This window comes from Rhodococcus sp. UYP9 (genome assembly GCF_040547235.1).
GTDB lineage: Bacteria > Actinomycetota > Actinomycetes > Mycobacteriales > Mycobacteriaceae > Rhodococcoides.
The window spans coordinates 1,115,561-1,141,267 of sequence record NZ_JBEPPH010000001.1 but is presented as its reverse complement, the minus strand read 5'-3'; the positions used below and the strand labels follow the sequence as shown (position 1 = coordinate 1,141,267).

Below are 25,707 nucleotides of genomic sequence, written 5' to 3'. Positions count from 1 at the left end.
GAGTGACCTTGTTCGGTCGGGAGCGGAGCCTGCGGAGTGACCTTGATAGGGCGGGAGCGGAGCCTGCGGAGTGACCTTGTTCGGCCTGCGGAGTGACCATCTGCTCGGTGTAGTCCAAGATGGAGTCATGGCTGACTCCCAAGATGTTCCGATCCGTGACGAGTCCATCAGGCTCGGGCAGTTTCTCAAGTTGGCGAACCTCATCGAGTCGGGGGCGGAGGCGAAGACTTTCATCGCCGATGGGCAGGTCAGCGTCAATGATGAGGTGGATCTGCGACGTGGTCGCCAACTTCATCCGGGTGATGTCGTTTCGATCGACGGTGGTCCGTCGGCTCGCGTCGTGAGTGAGTCGACGCTGTGAAGGTTGGCGGGCGCGAATGGGGTGGCAAACGGGTGACGGGTATGGGCTTGCCGCGAGACGAGGTGCCTGGGGCTTTCGACGTCGGGGCACGGGCATACGATCGGTTGGTCGGTGCGAACCCCGGCTATCACGATCATCTGTCGAAATCGGCGGAGCGGCTGCGCCTTCCTGGCCTCGGTGATGGGCTTCGTTTGCTCGATATCGGCTGCGGGACGGGTGCGTCGACGGCGGCATTGCTGAAGGCGGCTCCGCATGCGCAGATCGTTGCTGCCGATGCGTCGGCGGAGATGCTCGAGGTGGCGCGCTCGAAGTCGTGGCCGTCGAACGTGACGTTCGTGCACAGCCGCGTGGAGGATCTCAATGTCAACGGGGTCGATGGCCCGTTCGACGGCATCCTTGCTGCGTATTTGATCAGGAACGTCGATGATCCGGATACGGAGTTGAAGTCGCTGATGTCGTTGCTCGAGCCCGGTGGGAGCATCGCTTTTCACGAGTACTCGGTCAAGGATTCCATTCGTGCACAGGTGCTGTGGACGTTCGTGTGTTGGGCGGTCATCATTCCGCTCGGTTACTTGGCGACGCGTAACACGACCTTGTATCAGCATCTCTGGCGCAGTGTGGTGACGTTCGACGGTGCTGGAGACTTCGCCAGGCGTATGCAGCGTGCAGGTTTCACTTCCTTGGCTACCGAGACTATGACGGGCTGGCAGAACGGTGTCGTACACACTTTTCTGGGCGCCCGTCCGATGGAGACATTGTGACCGATTCTCGACGCGTCGAACATCCTGCTCCAGCTGGGTTTCCGGATGCCGGTTCGCTGACCCGTGTGCCGCGCGTCGTCGTTGTCGGTGGCGGGATCGCCGGCCTCAGTGCGGCAACGGCATTGGCGGAGCGCGGTATCGAGGTGACCGTGCTAGAACGTGAGAACTACCTGGGCGGTCGCGTCGGGGGGTGGGATACCACGCTCGACGACGGCACTCCGGCGACGATGAGTCGCGGTTTCCATGCGTTCTTCCGGCAGTACTACAACCTTCGGAACCTGATGGAGCGCAGCGATCCGGGTCTGCGACGGCTACGGCCTGTCGAGGACTACCCGCTGATCGACGGCGATGGCCGAATCGACGGGTTCAAGGGTCTGCCGCAGACGCCTCCGCTGAATGCGTTCGCGTTCGTCGCTCGGAGTCCTACCTTCCGAATGCGAGAGTTGTTCTCGCTCAAGGGTGTAGCGGCTCTGCCGCTGATGAATGTCAGCGTTCCGGAGACGTTCGAGGAGCTCGACACGACCCCGGCGGCGGAGTTTCTGCGCAATATCAACTTCCCGGAGGCTGCCAGACACTTGGCGTTCGGGGTTTTCTCGCGGAGTTTCTTCGCCGACCCCGAGAACATGTCCGCGGCCGAGTTGGCCATGATGTTCCACATCTACTTCCTCGGTTCGTCGGAGGGGCTGATCTTCGACGTGCCTCGCGGCCCATATCCGCAGGCGCTGTGGAATCCGTTGGGAGAGTACTTACTAGGCTTGGGCGTCGATATCAGGGTGGGTACTGCGTGTGAGGGTATTGCCCGGGGCCGCGAACGCGCATACGACGTAGTCGGCGTGGGTGAGGTCGACGCCGTGGTGCTTGCGGCCGATATCGCCGGTTTGCAGAACGTGGTGGAGAGCTCGCCGGAGCTCGGCACATCGGAATGGCGCAAACGCATTGCGGCGTTGGAGAATACGCCGCCGTTCCTGGTGCATCGTGTGTGGCTCGACAAGCCGGTGAATGCCGATCGCCCGGCCTTCATCGGAACCGGCGGTATGCCGCCGATCGACAACATCAGTGTGCTCGAGCGGTTCGAGGACGAGGCGGCGGAGTGGGCCGCGCGCACCGGCGGATCGGTCGTCGAACTGCATGCGTACGCCGCCGTCGATTCCGAAGAGGAGACGCGCGCGCAGTTGTTGGCGCGGATGCACGAGATTTATCCTGAAACCGCTTCGGCCACAGTGGTATCCGAGCGCACCGAATGGCGCAATGATTGCCCGTTGTTCGGCCTCGGTCAGTTCGCCAACCGTCCCACCGTGCGCACCCCGGAACCGGGCGTCGTGCTCGCGGGGGACGGCATCAGGATCGATCTGCCGGTCGCACTGATGGAACGTGCCGCGACAACCGGGTTGCATGCGGCGAACACCCTGCTCTCGGGCTGGGGCATCGCCGGGCATCCGATCTATACGGTCCCGACGCGCGGACGCTTTCGAGTCTTCGACAAGCTGGCTCGGCTCACCAAGCGCTGACCGCGTCGATCCCCCCGCGCATCGGGGGGGGGATCGACAGGTTGGTTTTCTCACATGCCGCGTGAGCGCAATTCGTACCTTCGCTCGGCGTAGTCGAGGTCGTCTTTCCACAGCCGCTCAGCAGTCCAACCCATGGCGGGACGAAGCAGCGGGGCGACCTTGCGGGCCATCTTGAATCCCGGACGCTCGGAGCTGGCGACGGTGACCTCGATGACGGCTGTGCGTGGCTTGCCGTCCGGCCCGGGGCCCAGTGGCGTCGCATGCGTCTCGACGACGCTTCCGATGCCCTCGCCTTCGAGAATGCGCATCACGATGGTGCGCGGACCTGGGCAGACGAATTCGACACGGACCGGCACACCGATTCCGCGGCTGACGCGGAATGTCACGTCGACGAGGAACCGATCGTCTTTTTCGGGGACATCGACGTCGGTGGGTGCGTCGACCACCTTCAGTCGTGCGAACGAGTAGGGATGGAACCAGGCGCCGTGCCACGGATCGAGGCGGTTGGCGACGATATCGTCCGGTTCACAAATGCCGGTCACCGTCACGACGGCATCGACGGAGTTCGCGGCGGGCGGGCGGATCGGGACGATCGGTACTTCGGTCGGCTCCTCACCACCGAGTTCGTCCATCCGGACCCAGACGAGGATGCCGTCGTCGAATGCGGGTAGCGGCTTCCACCCGGGGCGTCCCTTGGGGCCGAGCGGCATGCCGTGCCACAGGCAGATGAGGGTGTCGCATTCGATCTTCGCCTTGTCGAGCGGTGCACCGAGGTGTGGGCAGACCCCGGGGGCGATGTGGATTCCTTGCTTCTCATCGCGCCAGGCAACCAGTTCGGTGCCGCCGATGTGCCGTCCGAACGGCTTGTCCTTCGGGATGTCGCGGCTTGCGGCGAAGACGAACCAGTTTCCCGACGGCCGCATTTTTGCGCGTTTGAGCGCGGACTCGATGACCTGCGGATTCGCACCCTTCCAGGTCGGCTCCTGTTTGGCCCACGCTTCTGCAGGCAATGGCTGAAGGGGCAAGCTTTTCGGCCACCGGCCGCGTAGTGCATCGAGGGCTGCCATGGGTACCCGCTTTCCGTGCTGGTTTTGTGTCTCGACTCTATTGTGCCCAATTCCGGCGACATCACACTTGGTGTGCCGCCTATGAGTAATATGACAGCACCCTGTCAATTACGGAGGTTTCTATGAAGACCATTGCTCTCTACGCACTCGACACCATGGCCGACTGGGAATACGGATACTTCGTGGCTGGAGTTGCCATGGCCAGACAATCCGATCCCGACCGCTACCGGCTGACCGTCGTCTCCGACGGCGGCGGCGAGGTCACCACCGCCGGTGGCATTCGCATTCTTCCCGACGGCGACGTCGCCGATCTCGACGTCGGATCGCTCGCGGCACTCGTCCTCCCCGGCGGCGACACCTGGGGTGAGGGCCATGCTGCGGTGCTCGAGCTTGCTCGGACGGCGATCGATCGCGCAATACCCGTCGGCGCCATCTGTGGGGCCACGCTCGGGCTCGCGCGCACCGGAGCACTGAACGCTCTCCTGCACACCAGCAATGCGCTCGAATTCATCTCCGGTGCAACCGAATACACCGGTAGTGAGCACTATCGTGCTGCGCGGGTAGTGTCCGATCACTCCCTGGTGACCGCACCGGGTACGGCTGCATTGCAGTTCACGAAAGCGATGTTCGAGGTACTCGAACTATTCCCGGAGCCGATCATCGAGGCCTGGTACGGGCTGTACTCCACCGGAGAGCGCAAGTTCTACGACCAGTTGGTCGCCGGATGACCCGTTCACCTGCCGGTGATGCGCTGACCGCTGCCGTACTGCCGGCTTTCGAACTGAACGGTGAGTTTCTCACGGCGGCGCGGCAGATAGCCGAGCCGGCAGGCCTGACGCCCGCGTGGTGGCAAGTACTCGGCGCCACACTGGACGAGCCCTTGGCAGTCGTCGAGATCGCTCGACGCGTCGGCCTCGGTCTTGCGCGGCAGAGTGTTCAGCGCACGGCGGACATCCTGGTGGACAAGGGGTGGGCGGAGTACCTGGAGAACCCCAAGCATCGAAGAGCCAAATTACTTCGGCCCACGCCCGCAGGTCGGACCACCCTGACGGCGCTACGCGACGATCAACATGCGTGGGCCGATGCCGTCGGGCAGGCGGTAGGGGAAGAGGAGATACTTCGGATCCGGGACGGGATGATGAAGATCATCGCGGCTTCGCGTCGCTATCGGGGTGAGATCGAGTAATCCGCCGGGCGAGACGACGCCTTTACCCCCCGGGGGTATGGCTGGTACCGTCGGTTGTATGTATTCAGTGATCCGCGGCAGTTTGCGAGGTACCGCCTCGGCTACCGGGTTGTTGATTGCATTCACTATCTTCGGGGTGCTGCTCATGCACTCGGTGACACCGATGTCCTCGATGGGCAGCGGCAATTCTGCGATGGCGTCCGAGTCTCGACTCGACGCTTCTGGGCCTGTCGCGTTCGCCGAGCACGATTGCCCGTCGACACATCAGATGATGCATCCGTGTGCGGGAACCACGACGTCGTGGCCTGCTCTGACGGTGCCGACCACCAGCATCGACTTCGATCTCTCACCACGAGCGGTGGACATCGTCGGCGGGCGCACTGCCTCCGCGCTGGAACGTGCGCCGCCGTGGGTTCTCTGGGAGTTGGACGAATCGGTGACCTTGCGAGTGTGACGGGGAGCCCGAAATGCACATGCATCTCGGCGGATCGCTTTTTCGTATCCGAACTCCGTAAAAGATCACTCTCGTAAGGAATTTCACATGCGTACTCCAGTACTTGCGGCACTCGCGGCTGCCTCGGCAGGCGTTATTTTCCTCGCCGGCTGCAGCGAAAATTCTTCCAACACTCCGATGAACGGGCAGATGATGGACGGGCACTCGATGAACTCGTCGCAGTCCACATCGGATGCGTCGGCGCAGTTCAACAATGCCGACGTGATGTTCGCGCAGATGATGTACCCGCACCACGCACAAGCCGTCGAGATGTCCGAGATGGCAACCGGGCGGACCGAGAATCCAGATGTCCTGGCATTGGCGTCGGCGATCGAAGCCGCGCAGCAGCCGGAGATGGACCAGATGACCGCGTGGCTCTCCGAGTGGGGCCAGCCTGCCCCTTCCACTGACCTGGGGGAGATGGGCGGTATGGGCGGCATGAATCACGGCTCCGGCAGCGGCATGATGACCGATCAGGAAATGGACTCGTTGATGGCGTCCTCGGGCGCCGAGTTCGACCGCCAATGGTTGACGATGATGATCGACCACCACACCGGTGCTATCGACATGGCGAATGTCGAGATCGAACAGGGTTCCAATCCTGAGGCTCTGGCGATGTCGCGCATGATCGTCACTTCGCAGCAAGAGGAGATCGACACGATGCGCAGTCTCCTCGGCTGACCTGTTCGACACCGAAGGCCGCACCCCTGCATGGGGTGCGGCCTTCGGTCGTTCTACTGTCTGCCTCGAGCTCAGCTCGTCGGCACCGGTCGATGCTCTTCGGCTACATCATTCGAATGCTCGCCGCCGGCGATGCTGTCAGGGGTGAGATCGAGTCGACGCAACAACTGCGCATTGGCCGCGACGATGACCGTCGACAACGACATCAAGATGGCCCCGACCGACATCGGCAGTACGAACCCGATCGGTGCCAGTACTCCTGCCGCAAGCGGCACAGAAATGAGGTTGTATCCCGCTGCCCACCAGAGGTTCTGCTTCATCTTCCGATACGAGGCACGCGAAAGCTCGATCACCGAAAGCACCGATCGGGGGTCGTCGCTGGCCAGGATCACTCCCGCCGACGCGATGGCGACGTCGGTGCCCGCGCCGATCGCGATCCCGACGTCGGCCTGCGCAAGCGCCGGAGCGTCGTTTACGCCGTCGCCGACCATCGCCACTGTGCGTCCCTCCCGTTGTAAGTCGGCGACGTGATGGGACTTGTCTTCCGGTTTCACTCCGGCGAAATAGCGGTCGATACCGAGTTCGGTGGCGACGGACTTCGCGACGGCATCGGCGTCACCGGTGATCATCACGACCTCGATGTTGCGGCTATGAAGTTCCTCGATCGCCGAGCGTGATTCCGGTCGGATCTCGTCGGCGAGCTTCAACGCCCCGATGACCTCGCTTTCGGCGAGGACGTGCAGGATGATCGCGCCGTCGTCACCCCAGCGGTCGGCGATGGGAAGTTCGCGGGCGTGCTCCTGTTCGAGCAGGCCCGGGCCACCGACGTGGATGCGAGTTCCGTCGATGTCGGCGGACACCCCGATCGCCGGGGACGACTGAAAGTCGGTAGCGGTCGGTACCGTCAGTCCGCGGTGAAGTGCGGCTTCGACGATGGCACGGGCGAGAGGATGCTCGGAATCGGTTTCGGTGGCCGCGGCCGATGCCAGGACTTCGTCGGCGGTGTGGCCCCCGGTTACCTCGATCGCGATGACGGTGGGCTCACCTTTGGTCAGCGTTCCTGTTTTGTCGAAAACCACGGTGTTCACTGTCCGCATGGTTTCCAGCGCCAGCCGGTCCTTGATCAGGACACCGCTGCGGGCGGCTCGTTCGGTGGCGATGGACACCACCAGGGGGATCGCCAACCCAAGGGCGTGTGGACAGGCGATGACCAGAACGGTGATCGTGCGGATGACGGCGTCGTCGGGCAGCCCGAACAGTGTCCACACTCCTGCCGTGATGGCCGCGGCTCCCAGCGCGAACCAAAACAACCAGCCCGACGCGGTATCGGCAATGCGTTGGGCCCGCGACGACGAGTTCTGCGCGTCGGCGACCAGACGTCCGATGCCGGCGAGAGCGGTGTCCTCGCCGATGGCGGTGACCTGGATGCGGACGCCGGAATCGGTGGCGACGGTCCCGGCGACGACGTGGTCACCGTCGCTGCGGCGGACAGTGCGCGATTCGCCGGTGACCATCGATTCGTCCATGCTCGCGGTCCCGGAGACGATGGTGCCATCGGCAGGCACCCGCCCACCTGGGCGGACGACGACGATGTCGCCGACCCGCAAGTCGTCCGGCGTCACCGAGACGACCTCGCCGTCCTCGACGCGTTCGGCGGTGTCGGGGAGAAGCGCTGCCAGTGAGTCCAATGCCGAGGTGGTCTGCGCAAGTGACCGCATCTCGATCCAATGCCCGAGCAGCATGATCACGATCAGCAGCGCCAGTTCCCACCAGAAGTCGAGCTGGTGGTCGAGTATGCCGATGCTCGAACCCATCGATGCGAGAAATGCGACTGTGATCGCCAGGGCGATGAGAAGCATCATTCCTGGTTTCCGCGAACGTATTTCGCTGACCGCGCCGGTCAGGAACGGTGATCCACCCCAGAAGTACATGACCGTACCCAGTACTGGTGAGATCCAGGCTATCCACGCTGCATCGGGTAGCGAATAGCCGACGATCATCGCGAACATGTTCGAGGCGAACACGACCGGAACGGCGAAGAAGACCATGATGACGAACAGACGACGGAACTGGCCGGCGTGATCGCCGTGTCCGGCATGTCCCGCGTGTCCTGCCATGTCGTGCCCGGTCATGTCATCGTGGCCGGAGTGTGCCGAATCCGGCTGAGGTGGATGTGCCGTGTCGGGGTTCATGTGGTTGCTCATCATGCATGTACTCCCACTGATCGAGTTCGTGGTTGATACCCCTAGGGGGTATGGGGCCAGTACGAACTGTACGCCTTGTCGCCGGTCTCGGGAAGGGGTCTTCGCTCACAAAAGCCTTGGTTACTCCGATCACGCAACGCCGACGAACCGCAGGGCGGCAGTCGTCGCCGAAGCAGCCACGACGATGGCAACGAACGGTGCTTTGCGCCAGGCCAGCACGGCGGCAACGACAACTCCTGCGGGAAGAGCGAACCCTGCGAATTCGTTCGCGACGACCAGGGCCTGGGTTGCGACGAGCGCGACGAAGAGAACGGCTACGGCCGTCGAGCTCAGCATCTCGATCCGCGGGGACAATGCGACGCGACTACGGAGCAGCGGGCCGACGATGCGGAGCAGCATGGTTCCGACGGTGAGCGCGAGCATCGGAGCGACGAGATTCACGTGTTCACCTTCGACAGGAGTGGGGCGATCGCAACTCCGGCGAGTGCAAGGAGGACCGGGATTCCCGGGGGGAGCACGGTGGCAGCGGCGACGGCGATGACTGCACCGATCACTGCGGCGTTCCGCGTCCTCGCCTCGCGCAGGGCAGGCATGACCAGAGCGATGAGCACCGCCGGAAAAGCGGCATCGAGGCCGAGGGCGGCGGTATCGGTGATCGCGCTACCGAGCGCCGCACCACCGAGCACGCCGATGTTCCAACTCACGAACAGTCCGATTCCGCAGAGCCAGAACGATCTTCGACGCGCAACCGGTTCTTTCTCGGCGACGGCGAAAGCAACGGATTCGTCGGTGATCAGGTGCATCCCGAGGAGCTTTCTGGGCCAGTTCGAGCCGGCCAAAGCGTCGCCGACCGAGAAGCCGAGGGGGACGAGTCTGGTGTTGACGAGCATCGCGCTGGCGACTGCGGCGACCGGATTGCCGCCTGCGGCAAGCACTCCCACGAGAATGAACTGGGAGGCACCGGCGAAGACGAACAACGACATCGCGACCGGAACCCAGAGTGGGAGTCCGGTCGCTACGGCGATTGCGCCGAAGGATGCACCGACGAGGCCGTCGGCAAGGCAGACGAGGGCGATGTCTCGCAACGCGGGTGTTCGCCATATCGAACGCATGTCCGTAATAGTGGACGATGTTAGAGTGTTCGTCAAACCGAACGATACAACCGATGGAGTGAACGAACATGGCCGAGTCGGGTGCACCCATCGCGGCGATCGCCGCAGCACTGCAACGTGAACGCAAACGGGCCGGCCTGTCCTCCGCGGAGGTCGCGCGCCGAGCCGGGATCGCCAAATCGACTCTCTCGCAACTCGAATCGGGCACCGGCAACCCGAGTGTGGAGACCCTGTGGGCGCTCAGCGTAACCCTCGACGTACCGTTCGCGCAGCTGGTCGAACCCGCCCGACCGCGAGTGCACCTGATCAGGGCCGGCGACGGACCGCGCATCGGATCCGAACACGCCGACTACGTAGCGACGCTGCTCGCCTCGTGCCCACCGCACGCGCGTCGGGACCTCTACATCATCAACGCCCAGGTCGGAGACGCGCGGCAGGCAGATCCCCACTCACCAGGCGTCGTCGAACACGTCGTCATGTCGGTGGGTCGCGCACTCGTCGGACCCACCGAAGACCCCGTCGAGCTACATCCCGGTGACTACATTTCCTACCCGGGGGATCAGCCGCACACCTTCGAAGCATTGGAGCCGAACACAGTGGCGGTCCTGGTTTCCGAGCACCTCTAGTGCCGTTCTCGAGGTAGGAGCGCGTCGAGGACGAGTTCGACTGTCGCGTTCAGCTGGGAGGCAGAGAGCCAGCGTTCCGTGCTGACGGTGTGCAGGGCCAACCCGTCGGCCAGGGCGATCGCAGCGTGCGCGGCAAGTCGGGAACGTTCGGGGTCGTGGTCCGCCCTCGTGTCGAAGGCGTTGCACAACGCCTGATGCAGTTCGGCGAGCACTGTGCGTTGGGTTTCGGCCAAGTCTGGGTTGTGGATCGCGTGGACGGCGAACTCCAGTTGGATGCGGGCTTCGTGCTTTCGTTGTCGATCCAACGGGAGTACCTCGCTGAGCACCGACGAGACGGTGCGACGCGCATCGTTGGTGAAGTCGGTCGCTTCCAGTCGTGCGCGAACCCGATGGACGACCTCGGAGAACGCTGAGGCCAGCATGACTTCCTTGCTCGGGAAGTGGTGCTGCACAGTGCCTATCGATACGCCGGCAGCAGTAGCGACCTCACGGACCGTGGCGTGAGGAAGGCCCTGTTCGCCGACGATTTTCAGAATCGCCTCGACGATGGCCGCATATGTCTGCCCACCACTTGACATCTTCACCACACCGAGGATCATACATGTGTATGAGTAGCCCGCGCGGGATTGTGGCCGGGACCGCAATCGCAGACCTGATCACCGTCCACGTCGAGCTCGAATCCTTGGCGAGGGACCCCGCCGTCGGCGACTTCAGCCCGCGCAGTTTTCAAGATGCACACGGGGTTCTCAGGCGGACTGATGCCAGGGGGCAGGGGTGAAGCTGTCGGGATCGGCGATCTTCCAGTCCGCTGCCCAAGAGGCCGGCGGGTCATGCAGCAGCACCGCTGGTGCGAGCCATTCATAGATCTCCGCGTACGACTGCTGGCTGATCGGACCAATTCGCTTGCGCAACATGTACGGTGTGAGACCGGAGGGCTCGCTGACGCCCATCGATGCCATGATCTTCATCGATTGCGCGACGGTGGCCTGCTGGTATCGGAACACGCGTGTGCTTTTGTCTTCGACGTCGAGTGCACGGGCGCGCTTGGGGTCCTGAGTGGCAACTCCCACTGGACATTTGTTGGTGTGACACCGTTGCGACTGAATGCAGCCGACAGCCATCATCATCGCGCGGGCAGAGTTGGTGTAATCGGCGCCTTGGACGAGCCGCTTGACGATGTCGGCTCCGGTGGCGACCTTGCCGCTTGCCCCGACCCGAATCTGCTGACGCAGGCCGCAACCCACCAATGCATTGTGCAGTGTCATCAACCCGTCGGTCAGCGGAAGACCGACGTGATCCTCGTACTCGAGCGGGGCCGCGGCAGTACCTCCCTCGGCGCCGTCGACAATGATGAAATCCGGGGCGATGCCCTCCTCGAGCATCGCTTTGCAGATTGCCAGAACATCTACTCGCGAACCCACGCAGAGCTTGAATCCGACAGGCTTACCGCCGGCGAGCTCACGCATGCGCCCGATGAACCGGATCAGACCGCGCGGGGTGGAGAACTCTTTGTGCGCAGCTGGACTGACGCATTTCTCCCCCTGTGGGACACCGCGATACTCGGCAATTTCGGTGCTGACCTTCGCCGCGGGCAGCACGCCACCGATCCCCGGCTTCGCACCTTGACTCAGCTTGAGCGACAAACACTTCACCCGATCGTCGGCTGCCTTTCGGGCGAACTCGTCGGGATCGAAGCGGCCCTCCTCGGTCCGGCAACCGAAGTAGCCCGAACCGATCTCCCAGACGACATCGGCGCCTCCGAGATGGTAGGGCGTGAGGCCACCTTCGCCGGTGTCGTGAGCGAATCCACCTCGTTCTGCACCGGCATTGAGTGCCTTCAGTGCATTCGCGGACAGTGCACCGAAGCTCATCGCCGAGACGTTCAACAACGCCATGTCGTAGGGGTGTGTGCAGTCCGGACCGCCGATGCGTACGCGCGGTGGAGTGTCCGGAACCTCGACGGGAGCGGTGGAGTGGACGAGGTGCTCGTATCCGGCAGCGTCGATATCGCGCTCGGTTCCGAAGGAGAGTTCGGCGGCAGTTCCCTTGGCGCGCTCGTAGATCAGTGACCTCTTGTCACGATCGAAAGGACGCCCGTCGAAGTTGCGTTCGATGAAGTATTGCTGAAGCTCTGGGCGGACCATCTCGAGCAGGTATCGCAGGTGGCCGAGGATCGGGTAGTTACGCAGCACCGAGTGGCGTTTCTGGATCAGATCGTAGACGCCGATCGCGGCAAGCACGGTGAAGAAGACCACCGCAACAATCCACCAGAGCGAATCGAACGCTGCCGCAACCACCGACGCGACGGTAAGCAGGATCGGTACGCCCACCAACAGAATTCGCATCATCACGCAGCGCTCTGCACTTGGGCCGCATCTACCTTCATGGCGGTCACCGGTTCGGCCCATCGTCGCCGGCGCGGCCTTATTCGAGAAACTCCGCTGCGTTGATTCTGACTACCGCTGCACGCGACGTTACTCCGCGCTCCTGGCGATGCGTCCCGATTGATTCACCGGCGGTGGTTCCGAGCCGGCGGATCCACGATGGCGCGGACATTCCGATCAGGATGCTTGACGCAGCTCGATCTGCGCGACGCACTGACATCCGCCGGTGATCTCGGAGCAGTTCAGCACCAGGTAGTGACGCACGTACTCGAGATCGACGCAGCCGGGCTCGGTGCACTCCGCGGTGCTCGACGAGTGGATCACCAGCGTGCCGTGGCAATGGTCGACAGCTGCTGTGCAGTCTCTGCAGGACATGGTCGGTGCTCCTTTCGTCGGTGTCCTCTATTGATATCACCGGCCTACGACACGGCCGGGAGAAGTGGGGTGTGTTTCGATGTCGCCCGTAAACGCGTGGACCGGTGAACTTGTCACGCACTAACATCAGCCCATGGCAACTCCACATTCCAAGGTGTATTTCGGCGACCGCATCATCGACGCGCAGGACGCGACCCTCGGAGTGGCCACCTCGGCGGTTCTGTACGGATTGAGCGTCTACACCGTCTTCCCGGTCCAGGTCGACGGCGAAACCCGGACAGCTTTTCGGCTGCGCGATCACTTCCAGCGGCTCCTCGAATCGTGCAAGATCATCGGTATCGATCGGTTCGCGGACGAATGGGATTTCGACCGTTTCCTGACCGTAACGCGTGAGCTGATCGCCGCGAACGCGCCGGACCGTGAAGTCTACGTACGCGCAACGGTCCACGTCGACGAGCAGATTCCGGGAACACGGGTGCGCGGCTTGCACACCACGGTGTCCATCTTCTTGTACGACGCGATCCCGATCGTCCCGCAGGACGGTATGCGTCTGAAAACGAGTGTGTGGCGTCGCATTCCGGACAATGCGATTCCCTCGCGCGCAAAAGTCAACGGCGCCTATGTCAATTCGGTTCTGGCCAAACAGGATGCGATCGACAGTGGCTTCGACGATTGCATCTTCCTCGACATCAACGGACACGTGTGTGAGCTCAGTGCCGCGAACATCTTCCTGGTCCGCGGTGGCACGCTGATCACCCCGGACGTGACTTCGGACATTCTCGACGGGATCAACCGTCGTACGATTCTGACTCTCGCTCGCGAGGAGGGACTTCCGGTGCAGGAGAGGGTCGTCGATCTTACCGAGCTCTACATCGCCGACGAAGTATTCGTCTGCGGTACCTCCGCTGGGGTTGCACCCGTCTTTCAGATCGACGGCCGTGCGGTGGGAGAGTCGACGGACATCGGGCCGCTCTCGGCGATGTTGCGCAAACGGCACCACGACGCGCTCGTCGGCGACGAGGTTCATGGCTGGGTCACTGTTCTCTGACGGTGACTCCTCAGTGTGGCGACCACGCCTCACCCGTAACAGATGATGCGGTGGGTCCCGTCCACCCATAGCGTCGAAGCGAACATTTACTGCTTCTACTTCTACGGAATCGACTATGGGAACAGTGCTCGGAGACCTACTGCCACTGGCGATCGGTGTTGCCGTCTCCCCAGTCCCCATCATCGCCGCGATCCTGATGCTGCTGGGTAAACGCGCGGGGAGCGCCAGCATCAGCTTCGCGGTCGGGTGGATCGCCGGAATCGTCCTGGCAACCACGATCTTCGTCCTCCTGGGCGGCGCGGCGACAGGATCCGAGGGCGAGCCGTCCACTACGTCGTCGTGGATCAAGCTGGTCATCGGTGTGCTGTTGCTCGGGGTCGGCATCCGTCAATGGCGCGCTCGTGGGGAGGAACACGCGACTCCGAAGTGGATGTCGGCCATCGACGACATGACTGCAGTCAAAGCACTCGGGGTCGGCTTCGCACTGGCCGCGATCAATCCGAAGAACTTGCTGATGTGTGCGGCCGCGGGCGTCACCATCGGAGGCGTCGGCATCAGTGCGGGTCAGACCGTCGTGGCTGTGGCAGTCTTCTCGATCCTGGCGGCCTCGACAGTCGCGGTTCCGGTGATCGCCTACCAGGTTGCGGGACAACGACTCGAGACACCGCTCGCCTCCCTCAAAGAGTGGCTGCAAACGAACAACTCGGCCGTCATGAGTGTGCTGATTCTGGTGATCTCGGCGGTACTGATCGGCAAGGGGCTGGGCGGGTTGTTCTGAACGCTCACCTACGGGCGCGTCCCCGAATCGAGGAGCACTGTGGCGGCTGCCTTCGCGGCAAGGGCAGATTCGGGCGACTCCGAGATGGCTGCGGTCGTCTGTGCACCTTCGGCGAGCAGTGCGATCTGTAGACCGAGGGTCTTCGGGCCTCCAGCTTCGACGACCAAGTCGGTGACGTACTCGACGAATTCACGCTTGTGACGGTGCGCCGCATCGGCGACAGCGGGCATGACGGTCCCCAGCTCGCCGAACGAGTTGATGAACGCGCAGCCTCGAAAGTTGTCCTCACGGAACCAGGCGTCGAGGAAATCGAAGATGGAAAGAACCTTGGCCCGCGCAGATTCGTGCGTGGCTGCCTCGGCAGCGATTCCCGTATTCCACATGCGGGTTCGGCCCTCGAGTACCTGAGCGACGATCTCGGCTTTCGACGGAAACAGTGCATACATGCGCTTGAGGGAGATACCGGCCGCGGCTCGCAGTTCGTCCATGCCGACGGCGTTGACACCTCGTGCGTAAAAGAGCTCGTCGGCTGCGTGCAGGACGGCGGTCCGTCCACTGTCCGGTTCCATCGTGACCAACTCCTTGCGCTGAGAACCAACGTTCTCTACAGTAGTCGACGATTGGAGAACGACCGTTCTCTCGTGTAGGCCGATCGGCGAGGCGAGCATCCGCGCGCGAACCCGGTTCACAAACGCAACGTAGCCTGACCGAGTCCGTGCGAAGCGAACAGTGAGGCCCGTAGATGACCGACTCCGAGGTGCCGAAGGCGACCGTGGTGACCTCTGAGTCGGTGCGCCTCGGTGTGCTGCTCGCCGCAGTCGGGGGATTTCTGGACGCCTACACGTTCGTCACCCGTGAGGGCGTGTTCGCCAATGCGCAGACGGCCAACGTCATCCTCTCCGGGATCGACATGGCGTCGGGGCAGTGGCGATCCGCGCTCGGGTACCTTCCGCCTCTGGTGGCGTTCGTGCTCGGGGTGTTCACCGCCGAGTTCATTTCCAGGCCGGTCGTCGCACGGATAGTTCGGCGCCCCGTCCGGGCCGTCCTCATCATCGAGATCCTGGTCATCACGATCATCGGCTTTCTACCCGATACTGTACCGAATGCTTTTGTCACAGTGGCGATTTCATTCGTCGCCGCGGTGCAGGTGACAACATTTCGGGTGCTTGTCGATTCTGCTTACAACACCACGATGACAACCGGAAATCTCCGCAGCCTGTCGCAGGCCTTGTTCCATCGAATTGCCAACGGCGACAAAGTAGCCGGGAAGAGAGCCACCAACTTCGGCTCGGTGATCCTGGGCTTCGTCGCCGGTGCAATTCTCGGTGCCGGGATGTCTGAAGTACTGGAAAACAGAGCAGTCTGGGTGGCCGCAGGAATGCTATTGGTGGCGTTGCTGCTGTTCGTGATCGACGAATGACGCATACCGAGGGTCGAGCATTCAGACTGAGCGATTTACTCCCCTTGTAGGGATCCGAACCCCCTGCAGGAGGTTCGAATCCCAACACGGGGAGTATATCCACGCTGAATCGGCGCGACGCTAGACGACGACCACGCCGTCGGAGTCGCTGTACACAATTTGACCCGGATTGAAGGTGATGCCGCCGATTTCCACGGGTACGTTCTTCTCCCCGGATCCGGTTTGAGTGCTTTTGCGCGGGTTGGTGCCCAGAGCTTTGACGCCGATGTCGAGGGTGCGGAGGATCGCCGAATCGCGGATCGCCCCGTTGACGATTATCCCTGCCCACCCGTTGGTGACACCTCGACCAGCGATGATGTCGCCGACGAGGGCGGTGTGAATGCCGGCGTCGCCGTCGACCACTAGTACACCGCCGTTACCGGGCTCACCGAGGGTTTGTTTGACGAGCAGATTGTCCTGGAAGCACTTGATGGTGGTGATGGGACCAGCGAACTCGGAATGCTTGCCGAACTGGATGAATTGCGTGTCGCAGCTACGGATTTCGGGCCCGATCTCGTCGGCCAGGTCTGCAGTTGCCTTGAATTCGACGGAAGTCATGGCCGATAGCCTAGTCCAGTCGGCCGTGACGCCTTTCGTAGTCCTCTCGGGTGTGATCGATTTTACGTTGAGTGTTTGCGTTGAGAAGCTCTGGATCCAGACCGTGCACCAACAACCGGTGGCGCCGGTAGACGTTCATCAACGCTATCGCGAAATAGACCAGCGGAATGAAGAGCAAAGCCATCATCGCAAGGCCGATCCACAACGGGCCGGGCAAGAGCAGAAACAGACACAGCAACGGAATGATCGGGAGCGAGAATCGGATCAGGTAGCGGGCCTGAGCGCCACTACCGACGAGATCCTCGCGAACCCAATCGTGCATCGGCGGCGGAAGCACTCGGCCCAGCTGGTAACCCAGGTACTGCCAGAGATTCGGCTTCACAATTCTCGACCTTACGCCAGCACTTGTTTGGCAACCGCGGCCCCGACGGCCAATGCAACCAGGTCCTCGACAACGGCCGCAGCCAGCGGCGGAATCCGCGTCGATGCCCACCCGCGATACGCGTGACCTGCATACGAACCGGCGATAGCCGACAACCCGCCGATGATCGCTGCTGGAATCGTGTCCTCGTCTCGACGTCGTGCGATCGCGAATGCCGCCCCACCACCGGCAACGATCCGCCCCCCGAGAGCGGGTGGGCTCAGTCTCGACGGCGTCGACGGCAACTTGTCCATCACGATCTCACCGGCAATCGCGAAGACGGACGCGCCGACGGCCAGGCGTCTGTACTCGGTCCCGCCGAACAAGGCCAGCAGACCGGCGCTGATTCCTACCGAGCTGCGGAAACCACTCGCCTTGCCGATGGCGGCGGACAGCATCGCCGAGCGAACCGTCAGTGTCATCACTGGAGTATCCACCCCGGAACGCCACTGCAACCAGGGAACGACCGTAGATCGTGTTAGTTTGTGACGTCTTCGGGGGGAGTTGTTCGTGAGCTTGAAAATGCGGCTTTTTCGTGTCGCGGTGTTGCTGGGGCTGTTCGTTCTGGCGGGTATCTTGTTGCCCAAGATGGGACCTGATACCCCTGGTAGGTACGAAGGTGTCGCTGCGCCGGTCACCAGTCTTGCTGTGCCACAATCGGATTCAGTGCCAACCAGTACGGTCGCAGGTCCGCCACCGGGGTTCCCGTCGATGGAATATGCGCCACCGGAGATCGAGGTTCCCGACGGTGATCCGATCCCGATCGACACCAAATACGGCCTCAGCTACACGGTGCCGGGAGATTGGCGGAACGTTTCCAGCGGCGTGGCGGGCTGGCAGGGAGGCTCCGAATCAGTGACCTATGGCGCAGTCACGATGTATGGGTACGACTATTGCCCGGAGCACCGCGACGGCGCAAGAAAAGCCTTGACCGGCATGACCGGTAGAAACGGGGTCGATATTCCGACCGCGGCATTCGAGACGAGTCGACAAGCAGAGATCATCTTCAGGGACGATCCGGATGACAGGGTAAAGATCGAGTACTCGGATCCGATCGAACTCGACATCGATGGCGCGCCGGCCATCAGATACTCGGTCCGCGCGTCGAATATTGCGCAGAAGTTCGACTGTGATCCAACCGAGGCGACGTTCGATATTGTTGCAACTCAGGGCTATTCGAATGCGACAGTGGCCATTTTCATGGTTCAAACAGATCAACGGATCGACGATCCTCTCGATGAAGGCACTGTCGATCAAATCATCTCTACCCTCCGACGCAAAAACTGAGACCGGAGTGACTTCATGGATGAAACATTCTTCGCAAAACCTAAAGAGGTCTCAGGCCTGGGCCGTTCGGTGTCCGAAATTGGGCTTCAGACGCTGACGTCGTACAAGTATTTCAACGAGCACGCGGGTCCAGTCGGTGCGTATCAGAGCGAGATTTTCGGGTCCCTTCTCGATCCGCTGGACGATATTCGGAACGCGTGGCGTAACAGACACGTTCATCTGGCGGTGAATTGCACCGAGTTGGGCGACAAGCTGAACATCGCGGCCTGGCTCTACGTGGATCAGGAGAAGAAGAACTACGAGGCGCTGAATGCGCACACGCAACTCCCCCCATTTCCCGATCCTGAGCGGGACCCAGGTGATTCGAAACGGCCTGCGGTCGGTACCGCGGAGCTTTTCGGCGATCCCGCGGACTACGGACACCCTGAAGGAATCGATTACCCGCCGCCCGAGAGCCTTCCGGACGATCTGGCCGCGGTAATCGCTGATGCTGCTGGATGGCTCGGTGACATCGATGACGCAATCGAAGCGATGATCGGGCAAAGTCCGCTTCGGCAGCTCGTCGAGCCCATCGGCGGCAACTGGAACGATTTGTTGCGATTGGGCTGGACCTATCGAATCGCGGGTGAAGCGATGGAAAAGGGTGGCGACGTACTCGCCGAAGGAACCGCACGTGTCGATGAGTTCTGGGACGGAATGGCGGCCGTTGCTTACAGTGAATACGCGATAAAGCAAGTGGCCGCGATGCAGTGGGAGGGGGCGTGTGGCCGTGTCATTCAAGCGGTCGCCGAACGTGCGGCGGAAGAAATCAGCAACTCGATCCGCGTACTGGTGACGAAGGTCCGCGAGATGATCGAGAAGGAATTCGACCGGACCAGCGGGGCAAGAGTGGTGGATTTCCTGTCGAAGAAGATTCCCTTTGCCGGTGCCGCGTATCAGTTGTGGAGAATCTGGGAGATTCTGCGGACCGGTTTCGACCTGGGCATGAAACTCGTCGACTCCATCCGTACGATCACTGACGCGTTCAAGGAGTTTCTATCGCTCGTGGCCAGTCCGACCGGGTACATGAACGAGCAGTTCGAACAGAAGCTGGCGCCCATCACGGAAAAAATCGAAGATGCAAAGCTATTGCTGGACATCAAGAACACTGCCGATGCGAGCCCGGTGTACGAAGTACCGAAGGATCCGTATTCGCTCGGTACAGGTGAGGAACCGTGGGCAGACGCATGACCGAACCCGATGATGCTGTTCTGCGACAGGCACTGCGGAAGATGTCCGACGCATTGGATCGAATGGCTCAGACGCGCGCCCAGGTCGAATCCACTCCGCTGCCGTCGTTCGACCAACCGCGAACGGTCACCGGTTCGATGATGTACGACATTGCATCCCTTCCTGGAGCCTCCGCGGAATTGAGGGCGTACGCGGCGCGCGTCGGGGCGGGCGAGTGTAGATGGGACGAGATCGAAACCCTGTCCCGCCCCGTACCTCCGGAAGTCGAAGAGTTGAAACGCGATCCGCTGTCGATCTGGTTCGCGCCTCCACCCACACTGCCAGCCGACGACGAAAAGCCGTATACGATTCCGTGGCAATGACTTCGGTGGTGTTCGCTTATTGTCCCTCGGCGTTGGCGACGATCACCTCACGCAGATACCGAGCCAACCCCGGTGCGATGTCGTCGTAATGCTTGGTGAATCTTTCGTCCGCCAAGTACATTTCGGCAAGATTGACCTGCATTTCGTAGCCGCAGTCGTAGTAGCGCGCGATGCTCGCGCGGTGCCGCTCTGCCAGCACATTGGCGTCGGCCGATCCCGGTGCGGTCCCGGCGGCGAGGGCCGCTGCAAGATCGAGTTCCATCGCGTCGGTCTCGTCCTTGATCAGTTTCCAATCGTCCTTGGTGAACTGCGCGGTTCGTGACTGGGACTGCTTCCACTGCTCCGTTTCTCCCCAGCGCTCCTCGGCTTCGGCGGCGTATTCGTCGCCGAGCCAGTCATCGCCGAAGACCTCGCGCTGTTCCTGCGGTGTCAATTGAATTCCCACTTTCTTCGCCTCCATCATTTTGTCCACGGCCGCAGCCATCTCGTGCAAGCGTTCGATCCGCTGGTCCAACAATGTGCGTTGACGGCGTAGATGTGCCATCGCGTCGACCGACGGATCGTCCAGAAGGGCGGAGATGTCGTCGAGCACGAACCCGAGTTCGCGGTAGGTCAACACCTGATGCAACCGCTCGACGTCGACCGCCGAGTAGCTGCGATAGCCCTTGGGAGTGCGCCCGGACGGCACCACGAGTCCGATCTCGTCGTAGTGATGCAGTGTTCGGACGCTGATCCCGACGAGGCGGGCGACCTCGCCCACCTTCATTGTTTCTGAATCGCTCACAAAGGACACTGTGCAGCCTCCCGTGACGTGAGGGTCAAGCTATCGAACTACGCGTTCGCATCCACCGGTCGGAACGCCGGCCAAACGTTGCGAGATCCACTCGAATGCGCCTGGCCGTCCGGCACCCTCGGCTGCCGAGTGATCGCCGGGGATCTCCTCGAGATGTACCGACGCGTCTGCTGCGCACCACTGGTCCTGGACGGCTTCCGCGCCCTCCTTGGGGATCAAATCGTCCTGCAGGCCCTGGTAGATGTACGTGGGCGCCTCGGGCGCGATCTGGCCCATGCGATTCTCCTCGATCACTGTGCGAGTGATCGGATGGTTGAACACGTCGGGGACGTTGGACAAGTTCTGCTGGTCGAACAGCAGCAAGCCGCTGTAGGACAGCACGTCGACGCACTGGTCTTTCTGTATCAGTGCCAATCGCTTGCCGTTGTCGTTGGCCAGCGTGCGCATCTCCGGGTACTCCCTGGACAAGCCGATCGTCGCTGCGGTGAACAGGCCGGACCCGATCCCGCCGTTGAGCGAACGCTGCAGAATCTTGTAGTCGGTCGGCGGTCCACCGAATGCGACGCCGACGATATCGAGCTCCGGCGCGTACTTCGGCGCCAACTGAGCTGCCCAGCCGGACGCTATTGCCCCACCCGAGTAGCCGGTGATGGCCACCGGAGCATCGGCGTCGACGCCCACACTGTGTGAGGCACGGAGGCCGTCGAGCACCGTGTGGCCGGCGACGAGACCGGCGGAGTAGGCCTGCCGCGGACCCTGATAGTCGGTGACCGCGACGGCGTAATTGCGCGCGAGCAGCTCTTGAATTCGATCGAGCTCCTTGTTCGTACCCCGCGGGAGCGTGTGGGAAGGCGCGTACGCATTGCCGAGTGAATCTGTCGCCTCGTTGTATGCGACGACCGGACGCGGGCCGTCGCCGGTCCACGGGCCGTCCGGGACGATGACCGTCGTCGTAGCTGCGATGGGATTGTTCTTCGAGTCGGTGGATCGGAACAGTACTTGCGTTGACGTCGTGCCTGGTTGCACTGCAACACTTCTGGTCCTCAGGGCTGTCCCGGGCTCGCTGGTTTCGTAACCGGCGGGCGGGGTGTACCAAGGATCTTCGAGCGGCGTCGGCAAGTATGCGGACGGATCGGCAGGGGGAGCGATGATGTCTCCGAGAGGATCGGCTGTTGCCATCGGTGTGAAAGCGAGCATCAGTGCTGCTGCGCCTGCCAGAACGAATGTCCTACGCATGAAGTCCCCACCCTGATCGTCTTCGAGCGCCCCGACGCCTAGGAAAGACCGATCCCCATGTTGCCATACATCGCGGAGCAACCCCCGACGGTGAGCATGGTGTTCCACTTGCATGCATTGTGAGCGGGATCCCATCCGAGCAGGCAACAACTGGTACACCGTGCCCACTGCCCTGGGTATTACAAGCCACCGACCAGGTACGTTAGGTGTAACTCCAAGAACTACTCACCAGTAGGGGTAACGATATGCCAGCTCCGTCCACTGCGACCTTCTCCAGGCTCGCTGAACTCATTGCAATTCCCAACGCCGCCGACCGCCCGACGAAGTCGATCACCGAGGTGTTCACGGGTAAGGAACTGGCGACCATCCCGGTCGGTACCGCCGCCGACGCCACCGATGCCATCGCGCGGGCTCGCATCGCACAGAAGGCGTGGGCGAAACGCCCGGTGTCCGAGCGTGCCGAAATCTTCCACAGGTACCGCGACCTGGTGTTGGCGCATCGTGACGAGCTGATGGACATGGCTCAGGCCGAGACCGGTAAGTCCCGCGCAGCCGCTCAAGAAGAAGTGCTGGACATCGCGATGACCTCGCGGCACTATGCCCGTGTGGCAGCCAAGCTCCTCGCGCCCAAGCGCGTCACCGGCATGCTCCCGGTGCTGACGAAGACCACCGTCCATTACCAGCCCAAGGGCATCGTCGGCGTGATCTCGCCGTGGAACTACCCGATGACTCTTGCGGTGTCCGATGCCATCGCGGCCCTGCTGGCAGGCAACGGCGTCGTACTCAAGCCTGATTCCCAGACGCCGTACTGCGCTCTTGCCGTCGTCGAACTGCTCTACAAGGCCGGCCTGCCGCGTGACCTGCTCGCCGTTGTTCCCGGGCCCGGCTCCGTCGTCGGTACCGCTCTCGTCGAGAACACCGAGTACCTCATGTTCACCGGATCCACTGCGACGGGCAAATTGCTTGCCGAGCAGGCGGGGCGTCGACTCATCGGTTTCTCAGCCGAACTCGGCGGCAAGAACGCCATGATCGTCGCCCAGGGCGCCAACCTTCGGACCGTATCCGACGCGGCAGTGCGCGCCTGCTTCTCCAACTCGGGCCAGCTGTGTATCGCGATCGAGCGGATCTACGTCGAGAAGTCGATCGCCGAGGAATTCACCGCCACATTCGGTGAGCGGGTCCGCAACATGTCACTCGGCGCCGACTACGAGTTCGGTATCGAAATGGGGAGCCTCGTCTCCGAGGACCAGATCAAGACCGTCTCGGCGCACGTCGACGATGCCAAAGCGAAGGGCGCCACAGTGATTGCCGGCGGTAAGGCACGGCCCGATGTCGGACCGCTGTTCTACGAGCCGACCGTACTCACCGGCGTCACCGAGGAGATGGAGTGCGCCGCGAACGAAACTTTCGGTCCGCTCGTGTCCATCTACCCCGTCGCGGACGTCGAGGAAGCCATCGCCAAGGCCAACGACACCGATTACGGTTTGAACGGCAGTGTGTGGGCCAAGACCAAAGCGCAGGGTGAGGCGATCGCCGTGCGTCTGCACTCGGGGACTGTCAACGTCGACGAGGGTTACGCTCCGTCTTGGGGATCGACCGCTGCCCCGATGGGTGGCATGGGAGTCTCCGGCATGGGACGTCGGCACGGACCGGACGGGCTGCTCAAGTACACCGAGTCTCAGACGGTCGCGACGACGCGACTGCTCAACCTCGGTGGGCCGCGCGGAATTTCACCGAAGCTCTGGGCGAAGATCATGCCTCCGTTCGTGAAGGCTCTGCAGTACCTTCCCGGCCGCTGATCAGGAACAAGAAAGGGCCCCACACCATTTGGTGTGGGGCCCTTCCTTTTGGTGAATTAGTTGACGCGGTGGCCGTTCAGGTCCGAACTCACGTAATTCTGGTGAGGGTCGGGGATGTGATTGTCTCCGAGTACCCGTGCGATCTGGTCCTCGCTGAGCCCGAGGCGCCGGAGCCGCTCGCACACTGCATCGAAATCGAGCATTTTGGCATCGAGTTCCTGTTGCAGGGTAACGACCTGAGCGCGGATAACCTCGGCTTCGTCGAGCGCTTCGAGAGTGCCTTTGGGCTCGGGGAGCAGCAGGTTGAGCAGACGGTCGCGGGCATCGACGCTCAGACCTGCGAACGGTACCGACCCCGCCGGCGCCTCGTGGCGGCCGGTGACGTCGTGCTCGTCGACCTCCGGTGCCACGTATTCGCGAGCCGTACCGAACGACGGGATCTCGGCGATCTGCTCACCGGGCTCAGGAGCCTGTGCGATGTCGATCGTCTGACGTAGCGGACGATTCGGGATCAGCAGCACTGCGATCAACGTGATGAGTGCAACGAATCCGGCGATGAGGAAGATGCGTCCTGTCGCGTCACCGTAGGCGGTACGGATGACCAACGCGACCGGCGGTGGCAGTACGTCGAGATCCAACGAAGATCCGCCGCTGCTACCCGAGGTGTCGATCCCCAGCTGGGTCAGACCGGAAGCGGACTTCTCGGCGACGCGGGTCGCCAGGAGCGATCCGAGAACGGAGACGCCGATTGCGCCACCGAAGGTTCGGAAGAACGCCACGGTCGACGAGGCAGCCCCGATATTCTGCACGCTGACCGTGTTCTGGACGGCGAGAACGAGGTTCTGCATCAGCATGCCGGTACCGAGGCCGACGATGGTGGTGAAGATACCGACCGTCCACAAACTGGTTTGATGGTCGATGGTGCCGAGGAGAAAGAACCCGATGACCAGCAGTACCGAACCGGAGATGATGAACGGCTTCCACTTCCCGAACTTGGTGATCAACTGCCCGGATCCGACGGAGGCGACAAGCATGCCGAACACCATCGGGATGGACAGCAATCCGGCATCGGTAGGGGAGTAGCCGCGTGCGGTCTGGAAGTACTGTCCGAGGAACGTGGTCGCCCCGAAGAGGCCGACGCCGACCGCGATGGACGCGATGATGGCCAGCCCGGTTGTGCGCTCGGTGACGATCTTGAGCGGGATGATCGGCGACGAGTGTCGTGCTTCGACGATGACGGTCAGAACGAGGAGTAACAGGCCGCCACCGACGAGGATTGCGGTCTCACGCGAGAACCATGCGTAGTAGTCGGCCTTGCCTGCGAACGAAACCCACACCAGCAGAACGGATACACCTGCGGTGAGAAGGAGTGCGCCGAGCCAGTCGATGGAGACGTTCTGTTTGCGGACGGTCTGGATGTGCAGGGTCCTCTGCACCAAGACGAGGGCAACGACGGCCAAAGGTACGCAGACGAAGAAGCACCAGCGCCAACCGAGGGGGCTGTCGACGATGATGCCGCCCAGGATCGGGCCGCCGGACATGGCCACTGCCATGACAGCGCCCGTGTAGCCGGAATACCGGCCACGGTCACGCGGGGAGACGATGGTTCCGATGATGGCGATGACGAGTGCCGTCAACCCGCCCATGCCGATGCCCTGAACTACGCGGGCAGCCAACAGGATCGGTACGTTGTGCGAGAAGCCGGCCATGATCGAGCCGAGGACGAAGATGATGATCGCCGATTGGACGAGCACCTTCTTGTTGAACAGGTCGGCGAGCTTGCCCCAAATTGGGGTCGACGCGGCGTTGGCCAGTAGTGCGGTAGTGATGACCCACGCGTACGCGGTCTGCGATCCTTCGAGGTCACCGATGATGGTGGGCAGTGCAGTGGCGACGATTGTCGTGCTCAGCAGTGCGGTGAACAGCGCGGCGAGAAGTCCGGTGAGGGCTTCGAGGATCTGCCGGTGGGTCATCGCGT

29 protein-coding genes are annotated in these 25,707 nt (G+C 62.3%); 15 read left to right on the top strand and 14 right to left on the bottom strand.

The annotated features are described in order from the left end of the window. Positions 1-127: 127 nt before the first annotated feature. From ABIB36_RS05350 to ABIB36_RS05340, 3 genes are read left to right on the top strand one after another with little or no spacing between them, the layout of a single operon-like run. Positions 128-361, top strand: a complete 234-nt coding sequence (locus ABIB36_RS05350) for an RNA-binding S4 domain-containing protein (RefSeq protein WP_084348329.1) — start codon at positions 128-130, stop codon at positions 359-361. A 41-nt stretch (positions 362-402) separates the two neighbouring features. Then, the gene (locus tag ABIB36_RS05345) at positions 403-1,122 is read left to right on the top strand and encodes a class I SAM-dependent methyltransferase (protein ID WP_084348327.1); all 720 of its coding nucleotides are present in this window, start codon (positions 403-405) and stop codon (positions 1,120-1,122) included. Further along, positions 1,119-2,630 (top strand): FAD-dependent oxidoreductase, encoded by a 1,512-nt coding sequence (locus ABIB36_RS05340; RefSeq protein WP_354560408.1) that lies wholly within the window; start codon positions 1,119-1,121, stop codon positions 2,628-2,630. The genes ABIB36_RS05345 and ABIB36_RS05340 overlap by 4 nt, the downstream gene beginning before the upstream one ends. Positions 2,631-2,680: 50 nt before the next feature. On the opposite strand, the gene ABIB36_RS05335 is transcribed toward ABIB36_RS05340, so the two are convergent. Then, the gene (locus ABIB36_RS05335) at positions 2,681-3,697 is read right to left on the bottom strand and encodes a Rieske (2Fe-2S) protein (protein ID WP_084348210.1); all 1,017 of its coding nucleotides are present in this window, start codon (positions 3,695-3,697) and stop codon (positions 2,681-2,683) included. A gap of 122 nt (positions 3,698-3,819) precedes the next feature. Between ABIB36_RS05335 and ABIB36_RS05330 the strand changes: the two genes are divergently transcribed. The 4 genes from ABIB36_RS05330 to ABIB36_RS05315 all read left to right on the top strand — a co-directional run bounded on the left by ABIB36_RS05330 (position 3,820) and on the right by ABIB36_RS05315 (position 6,057). After that, the gene (locus ABIB36_RS05330; protein ID WP_354560411.1) at positions 3,820-4,425 is read left to right on the top strand and encodes a DJ-1/PfpI family protein; all 606 of its coding nucleotides are present in this window, start codon (positions 3,820-3,822) and stop codon (positions 4,423-4,425) included. Further along, a complete protein-coding gene (locus tag ABIB36_RS05325; RefSeq protein ID WP_354560413.1) occupies positions 4,422-4,883 on the top strand; it encodes a MarR family winged helix-turn-helix transcriptional regulator in 462 nt (153 codons plus the stop codon). The genes ABIB36_RS05330 and ABIB36_RS05325 overlap by 4 nt, the downstream gene beginning before the upstream one ends. A gap of 58 nt (positions 4,884-4,941) precedes the next feature. Then, complete coding sequence (locus ABIB36_RS05320) at positions 4,942-5,337, top strand: DUF6153 family protein (RefSeq protein ID WP_354560415.1); 396 nt, start codon at positions 4,942-4,944, stop codon at positions 5,335-5,337. Positions 5,338-5,424: 87 nt separating this feature from the next. After that, positions 5,425-6,057, top strand: a complete 633-nt coding sequence (locus ABIB36_RS05315) for a DUF305 domain-containing protein (protein WP_354560418.1) — start codon at positions 5,425-5,427, stop codon at positions 6,055-6,057. Between the two features lie 71 nt (positions 6,058-6,128). Here the strand turns inward: ABIB36_RS05315 and ABIB36_RS05310 are convergent, their stop codons facing one another. From ABIB36_RS05310 to ABIB36_RS05300, 3 genes are all read right to left on the bottom strand, one after another. Then, positions 6,129-8,249 (bottom strand): heavy metal translocating P-type ATPase, encoded by a 2,121-nt coding sequence (locus ABIB36_RS05310; protein WP_502944904.1) that lies wholly within the window; start codon positions 8,247-8,249, stop codon positions 6,129-6,131. A 141-nt stretch (positions 8,250-8,390) separates the two neighbouring features. Continuing rightward, positions 8,391-8,702, bottom strand: a complete 312-nt coding sequence (locus ABIB36_RS05305) for an AzlD domain-containing protein (RefSeq protein ID WP_354560419.1) — start codon at positions 8,700-8,702, stop codon at positions 8,391-8,393. After that, positions 8,699-9,373 (bottom strand): AzlC family ABC transporter permease, encoded by a 675-nt coding sequence (locus ABIB36_RS05300; protein ID WP_354560421.1) that lies wholly within the window; start codon positions 9,371-9,373, stop codon positions 8,699-8,701. Before ABIB36_RS05300 ends, ABIB36_RS05305 begins: the two co-directional genes overlap by 4 nt. Before the next feature lie 68 nt (positions 9,374-9,441). Here ABIB36_RS05300 and ABIB36_RS05295 point away from each other — a divergent pair, with 68 nt between their 5' ends. Continuing rightward, positions 9,442-9,999 (top strand): XRE family transcriptional regulator, encoded by a 558-nt coding sequence (locus ABIB36_RS05295; protein ID WP_084348206.1) that lies wholly within the window; start codon positions 9,442-9,444, stop codon positions 9,997-9,999. Here ABIB36_RS05295 and ABIB36_RS05290 read toward each other — a convergent pair. The 3 genes from ABIB36_RS05290 to ABIB36_RS05280 form a co-directional block, all read right to left on the bottom strand. Beyond that, the gene (locus ABIB36_RS05290; RefSeq protein ID WP_354560624.1) at positions 9,996-10,577 is read right to left on the bottom strand and encodes a TetR/AcrR family transcriptional regulator; all 582 of its coding nucleotides are present in this window, start codon (positions 10,575-10,577) and stop codon (positions 9,996-9,998) included. The genes ABIB36_RS05295 and ABIB36_RS05290 overlap by 4 nt on opposite strands. A gap of 168 nt (positions 10,578-10,745) precedes the next feature. Next, on the bottom strand, positions 10,746-12,347 hold the full coding sequence (locus ABIB36_RS05285; RefSeq protein WP_354560625.1) for an FMN-binding glutamate synthase family protein: 1,602 nt from the start codon (positions 12,345-12,347) through the stop codon (positions 10,746-10,748). Between the two features lie 213 nt (positions 12,348-12,560). Beyond that, the gene (locus tag ABIB36_RS05280) at positions 12,561-12,758 is read right to left on the bottom strand and encodes a hypothetical protein (RefSeq protein WP_354560423.1); all 198 of its coding nucleotides are present in this window, start codon (positions 12,756-12,758) and stop codon (positions 12,561-12,563) included. A gap of 133 nt (positions 12,759-12,891) precedes the next feature. On the opposite strand from ABIB36_RS05280, the gene ABIB36_RS05275 reads away from it, so the two are divergent. Next, positions 12,892-13,806 carry an aminotransferase class IV gene (locus tag ABIB36_RS05275; RefSeq protein ID WP_354560425.1) on the top strand — a complete coding sequence of 305 codons (915 nt, stop codon included), beginning with the start codon at positions 12,892-12,894 and terminating at the stop codon, positions 13,804-13,806. Between the two features lie 115 nt (positions 13,807-13,921). Beyond that, a complete protein-coding gene (locus ABIB36_RS05270) occupies positions 13,922-14,584 on the top strand; it encodes a GAP family protein (RefSeq protein ID WP_084348201.1) in 663 nt (220 codons plus the stop codon). An 8-nt stretch (positions 14,585-14,592) separates the two neighbouring features. Here the strand turns inward: ABIB36_RS05270 and ABIB36_RS05265 are convergent, their stop codons facing one another. Then, on the bottom strand, positions 14,593-15,153 hold the full coding sequence (locus ABIB36_RS05265) for a TetR/AcrR family transcriptional regulator (RefSeq protein ID WP_143542197.1): 561 nt from the start codon (positions 15,151-15,153) through the stop codon (positions 14,593-14,595). Positions 15,154-15,326: 173 nt separating this feature from the next. On the opposite strand from ABIB36_RS05265, the gene ABIB36_RS05260 reads away from it, so the two are divergent. Further along, positions 15,327-16,004: a YoaK family protein gene (locus ABIB36_RS05260; RefSeq protein WP_354560428.1), complete on the top strand. Its 678-nt coding sequence runs from the start codon at positions 15,327-15,329 to the stop codon at positions 16,002-16,004. Between the two features lie 120 nt (positions 16,005-16,124). Here the strand turns inward: ABIB36_RS05260 and rraA are convergent, their stop codons facing one another. Genes rraA through ABIB36_RS05245 form a run of 3 tightly spaced genes read right to left on the bottom strand, consistent with a single transcriptional unit; the run spans position 16,125 to position 17,444 of the window. After that, positions 16,125-16,601 (bottom strand): ribonuclease E activity regulator RraA, encoded by a 477-nt coding sequence (gene rraA, locus ABIB36_RS05255; RefSeq protein WP_354560430.1) that lies wholly within the window; start codon positions 16,599-16,601, stop codon positions 16,125-16,127. Positions 16,602-16,611: 10 nt separating this feature from the next. Next, positions 16,612-16,983, bottom strand: a complete 372-nt coding sequence (locus ABIB36_RS05250) for a DUF5313 family protein (protein WP_084348199.1) — start codon at positions 16,981-16,983, stop codon at positions 16,612-16,614. A gap of 11 nt (positions 16,984-16,994) precedes the next feature. Next, on the bottom strand, positions 16,995-17,444 hold the full coding sequence (locus ABIB36_RS05245) for a hypothetical protein (protein WP_084348317.1): 450 nt from the start codon (positions 17,442-17,444) through the stop codon (positions 16,995-16,997). A gap of 88 nt (positions 17,445-17,532) precedes the next feature. Between ABIB36_RS05245 and ABIB36_RS05240 the strand changes: the two genes are divergently transcribed. Genes ABIB36_RS05240 through ABIB36_RS05230 form a run of 3 tightly spaced genes read left to right on the top strand, consistent with a single transcriptional unit; the run spans position 17,533 to position 19,901 of the window. Further along, the gene (locus ABIB36_RS05240) at positions 17,533-18,309 is read left to right on the top strand and encodes a DUF8017 domain-containing protein (RefSeq protein WP_354560432.1); all 777 of its coding nucleotides are present in this window, start codon (positions 17,533-17,535) and stop codon (positions 18,307-18,309) included. Between the two features lie 15 nt (positions 18,310-18,324). Further along, positions 18,325-19,539, top strand: coding sequence for a hypothetical protein (locus ABIB36_RS05235; protein WP_354560434.1), 1,215 nt, complete (start codon positions 18,325-18,327; stop codon positions 19,537-19,539). Continuing rightward, positions 19,536-19,901 carry a hypothetical protein gene (locus tag ABIB36_RS05230; RefSeq protein WP_084348314.1) on the top strand — a complete coding sequence of 122 codons (366 nt, stop codon included), beginning with the start codon at positions 19,536-19,538 and terminating at the stop codon, positions 19,899-19,901. Before ABIB36_RS05235 ends, ABIB36_RS05230 begins: the two co-directional genes overlap by 4 nt. A gap of 16 nt (positions 19,902-19,917) precedes the next feature. Here ABIB36_RS05230 and ABIB36_RS05225 read toward each other — a convergent pair whose 3' ends face one another. Both ABIB36_RS05225 and ABIB36_RS05220 read right to left on the bottom strand, forming a co-directional pair. After that, positions 19,918-20,667, bottom strand: a complete 750-nt coding sequence (locus tag ABIB36_RS05225; protein WP_084348312.1) for a MerR family transcriptional regulator — start codon at positions 20,665-20,667, stop codon at positions 19,918-19,920. Between the two features lie 57 nt (positions 20,668-20,724). Further along, positions 20,725-21,930: a lipase family protein gene (locus ABIB36_RS05220; RefSeq protein WP_354560436.1), complete on the bottom strand. Its 1,206-nt coding sequence runs from the start codon at positions 21,928-21,930 to the stop codon at positions 20,725-20,727. Between the two features lie 245 nt (positions 21,931-22,175). On the opposite strand from ABIB36_RS05220, the gene ABIB36_RS05215 reads away from it, so the two are divergent. After that, a complete protein-coding gene (locus tag ABIB36_RS05215; RefSeq protein ID WP_084348196.1) occupies positions 22,176-23,729 on the top strand; it encodes a succinic semialdehyde dehydrogenase in 1,554 nt (517 codons plus the stop codon). Between the two features lie 56 nt (positions 23,730-23,785). On the opposite strand, the gene ABIB36_RS05210 is transcribed toward ABIB36_RS05215, so the two are convergent. Then, positions 23,786-25,702: an MDR family MFS transporter gene (locus tag ABIB36_RS05210; RefSeq protein ID WP_179142383.1), complete on the bottom strand. Its 1,917-nt coding sequence runs from the start codon at positions 25,700-25,702 to the stop codon at positions 23,786-23,788. Positions 25,703-25,707 lie beyond the last annotated feature (5 nt).

Bases quoted from the DNA above. Each gene is read 5' to 3' on its own strand.
- ABIB36_RS05265 (WP_143542197.1), bottom strand. From the start codon at position 15,153: ATGGAACCGGACAGTGGACGGACCGCCGTCCTGCACGCAGCCGACGAG.
- ABIB36_RS05350 (WP_084348329.1), top strand. From the start codon at position 128: ATGGCTGACTCCCAAGATGTTCCGATCCGTGACGAGTCCATCAGGCTC.
- ABIB36_RS05220 (WP_354560436.1), bottom strand. From the start codon at position 21,930: ATGCGTAGGACATTCGTTCTGGCAGGCGCAGCAGCACTGATGCTCGCT.
- ABIB36_RS05345 (WP_084348327.1), top strand. From the start codon at position 403: ATGGGCTTGCCGCGAGACGAGGTGCCTGGGGCTTTCGACGTCGGGGCA.
- ABIB36_RS05230 (WP_084348314.1), top strand. From the start codon at position 19,536: ATGACCGAACCCGATGATGCTGTTCTGCGACAGGCACTGCGGAAGATG.
- ABIB36_RS05330 (WP_354560411.1), top strand. From the start codon at position 3,820: ATGAAGACCATTGCTCTCTACGCACTCGACACCATGGCCGACTGGGAA.
- ABIB36_RS05235 (WP_354560434.1), top strand. From the start codon at position 18,325: ATGGATGAAACATTCTTCGCAAAACCTAAAGAGGTCTCAGGCCTGGGC.
- ABIB36_RS05310 (WP_502944904.1), bottom strand. From the start codon at position 8,249: ATGAACCCCGACACGGCACATCCACCTCAGCCGGATTCGGCACACTCC.
- ABIB36_RS05280 (WP_354560423.1), bottom strand. From the start codon at position 12,758: ATGTCCTGCAGAGACTGCACAGCAGCTGTCGACCATTGCCACGGCACG.
- ABIB36_RS05215 (WP_084348196.1), top strand. From the start codon at position 22,176: ATGCCAGCTCCGTCCACTGCGACCTTCTCCAGGCTCGCTGAACTCATT.
- ABIB36_RS05325 (WP_354560413.1), top strand. From the start codon at position 4,422: ATGACCCGTTCACCTGCCGGTGATGCGCTGACCGCTGCCGTACTGCCG.
- rraA (WP_354560430.1), bottom strand. From the start codon at position 16,601: ATGACTTCCGTCGAATTCAAGGCAACTGCAGACCTGGCCGACGAGATC.
- ABIB36_RS05245 (WP_084348317.1), bottom strand. From the start codon at position 17,444: ATGACACTGACGGTTCGCTCGGCGATGCTGTCCGCCGCCATCGGCAAG.
- ABIB36_RS05270 (WP_084348201.1), top strand. From the start codon at position 13,922: ATGGGAACAGTGCTCGGAGACCTACTGCCACTGGCGATCGGTGTTGCC.
- ABIB36_RS05335 (WP_084348210.1), bottom strand. From the start codon at position 3,697: ATGGCAGCCCTCGATGCACTACGCGGCCGGTGGCCGAAAAGCTTGCCC.
- ABIB36_RS05315 (WP_354560418.1), top strand. From the start codon at position 5,425: ATGCGTACTCCAGTACTTGCGGCACTCGCGGCTGCCTCGGCAGGCGTT.
- ABIB36_RS05320 (WP_354560415.1), top strand. From the start codon at position 4,942: ATGTATTCAGTGATCCGCGGCAGTTTGCGAGGTACCGCCTCGGCTACC.
- ABIB36_RS05300 (WP_354560421.1), bottom strand. From the start codon at position 9,373: ATGCGTTCGATATGGCGAACACCCGCGTTGCGAGACATCGCCCTCGTC.
- ABIB36_RS05210 (WP_179142383.1), bottom strand. From the start codon at position 25,702: ATGACCCACCGGCAGATCCTCGAAGCCCTCACCGGACTTCTCGCCGCG.
- ABIB36_RS05295 (WP_084348206.1), top strand. From the start codon at position 9,442: ATGGCCGAGTCGGGTGCACCCATCGCGGCGATCGCCGCAGCACTGCAA.
- ABIB36_RS05275 (WP_354560425.1), top strand. From the start codon at position 12,892: ATGGCAACTCCACATTCCAAGGTGTATTTCGGCGACCGCATCATCGAC.
- ABIB36_RS05290 (WP_354560624.1), bottom strand. From the start codon at position 10,577: ATGTCAAGTGGTGGGCAGACATATGCGGCCATCGTCGAGGCGATTCTG.
- ABIB36_RS05225 (WP_084348312.1), bottom strand. From the start codon at position 20,667: ATGAAGGTGGGCGAGGTCGCCCGCCTCGTCGGGATCAGCGTCCGAACA.
- ABIB36_RS05260 (WP_354560428.1), top strand. From the start codon at position 15,327: ATGACCGACTCCGAGGTGCCGAAGGCGACCGTGGTGACCTCTGAGTCG.
- ABIB36_RS05285 (WP_354560625.1), bottom strand. From the start codon at position 12,347: ATGATGCGAATTCTGTTGGTGGGCGTACCGATCCTGCTTACCGTCGCG.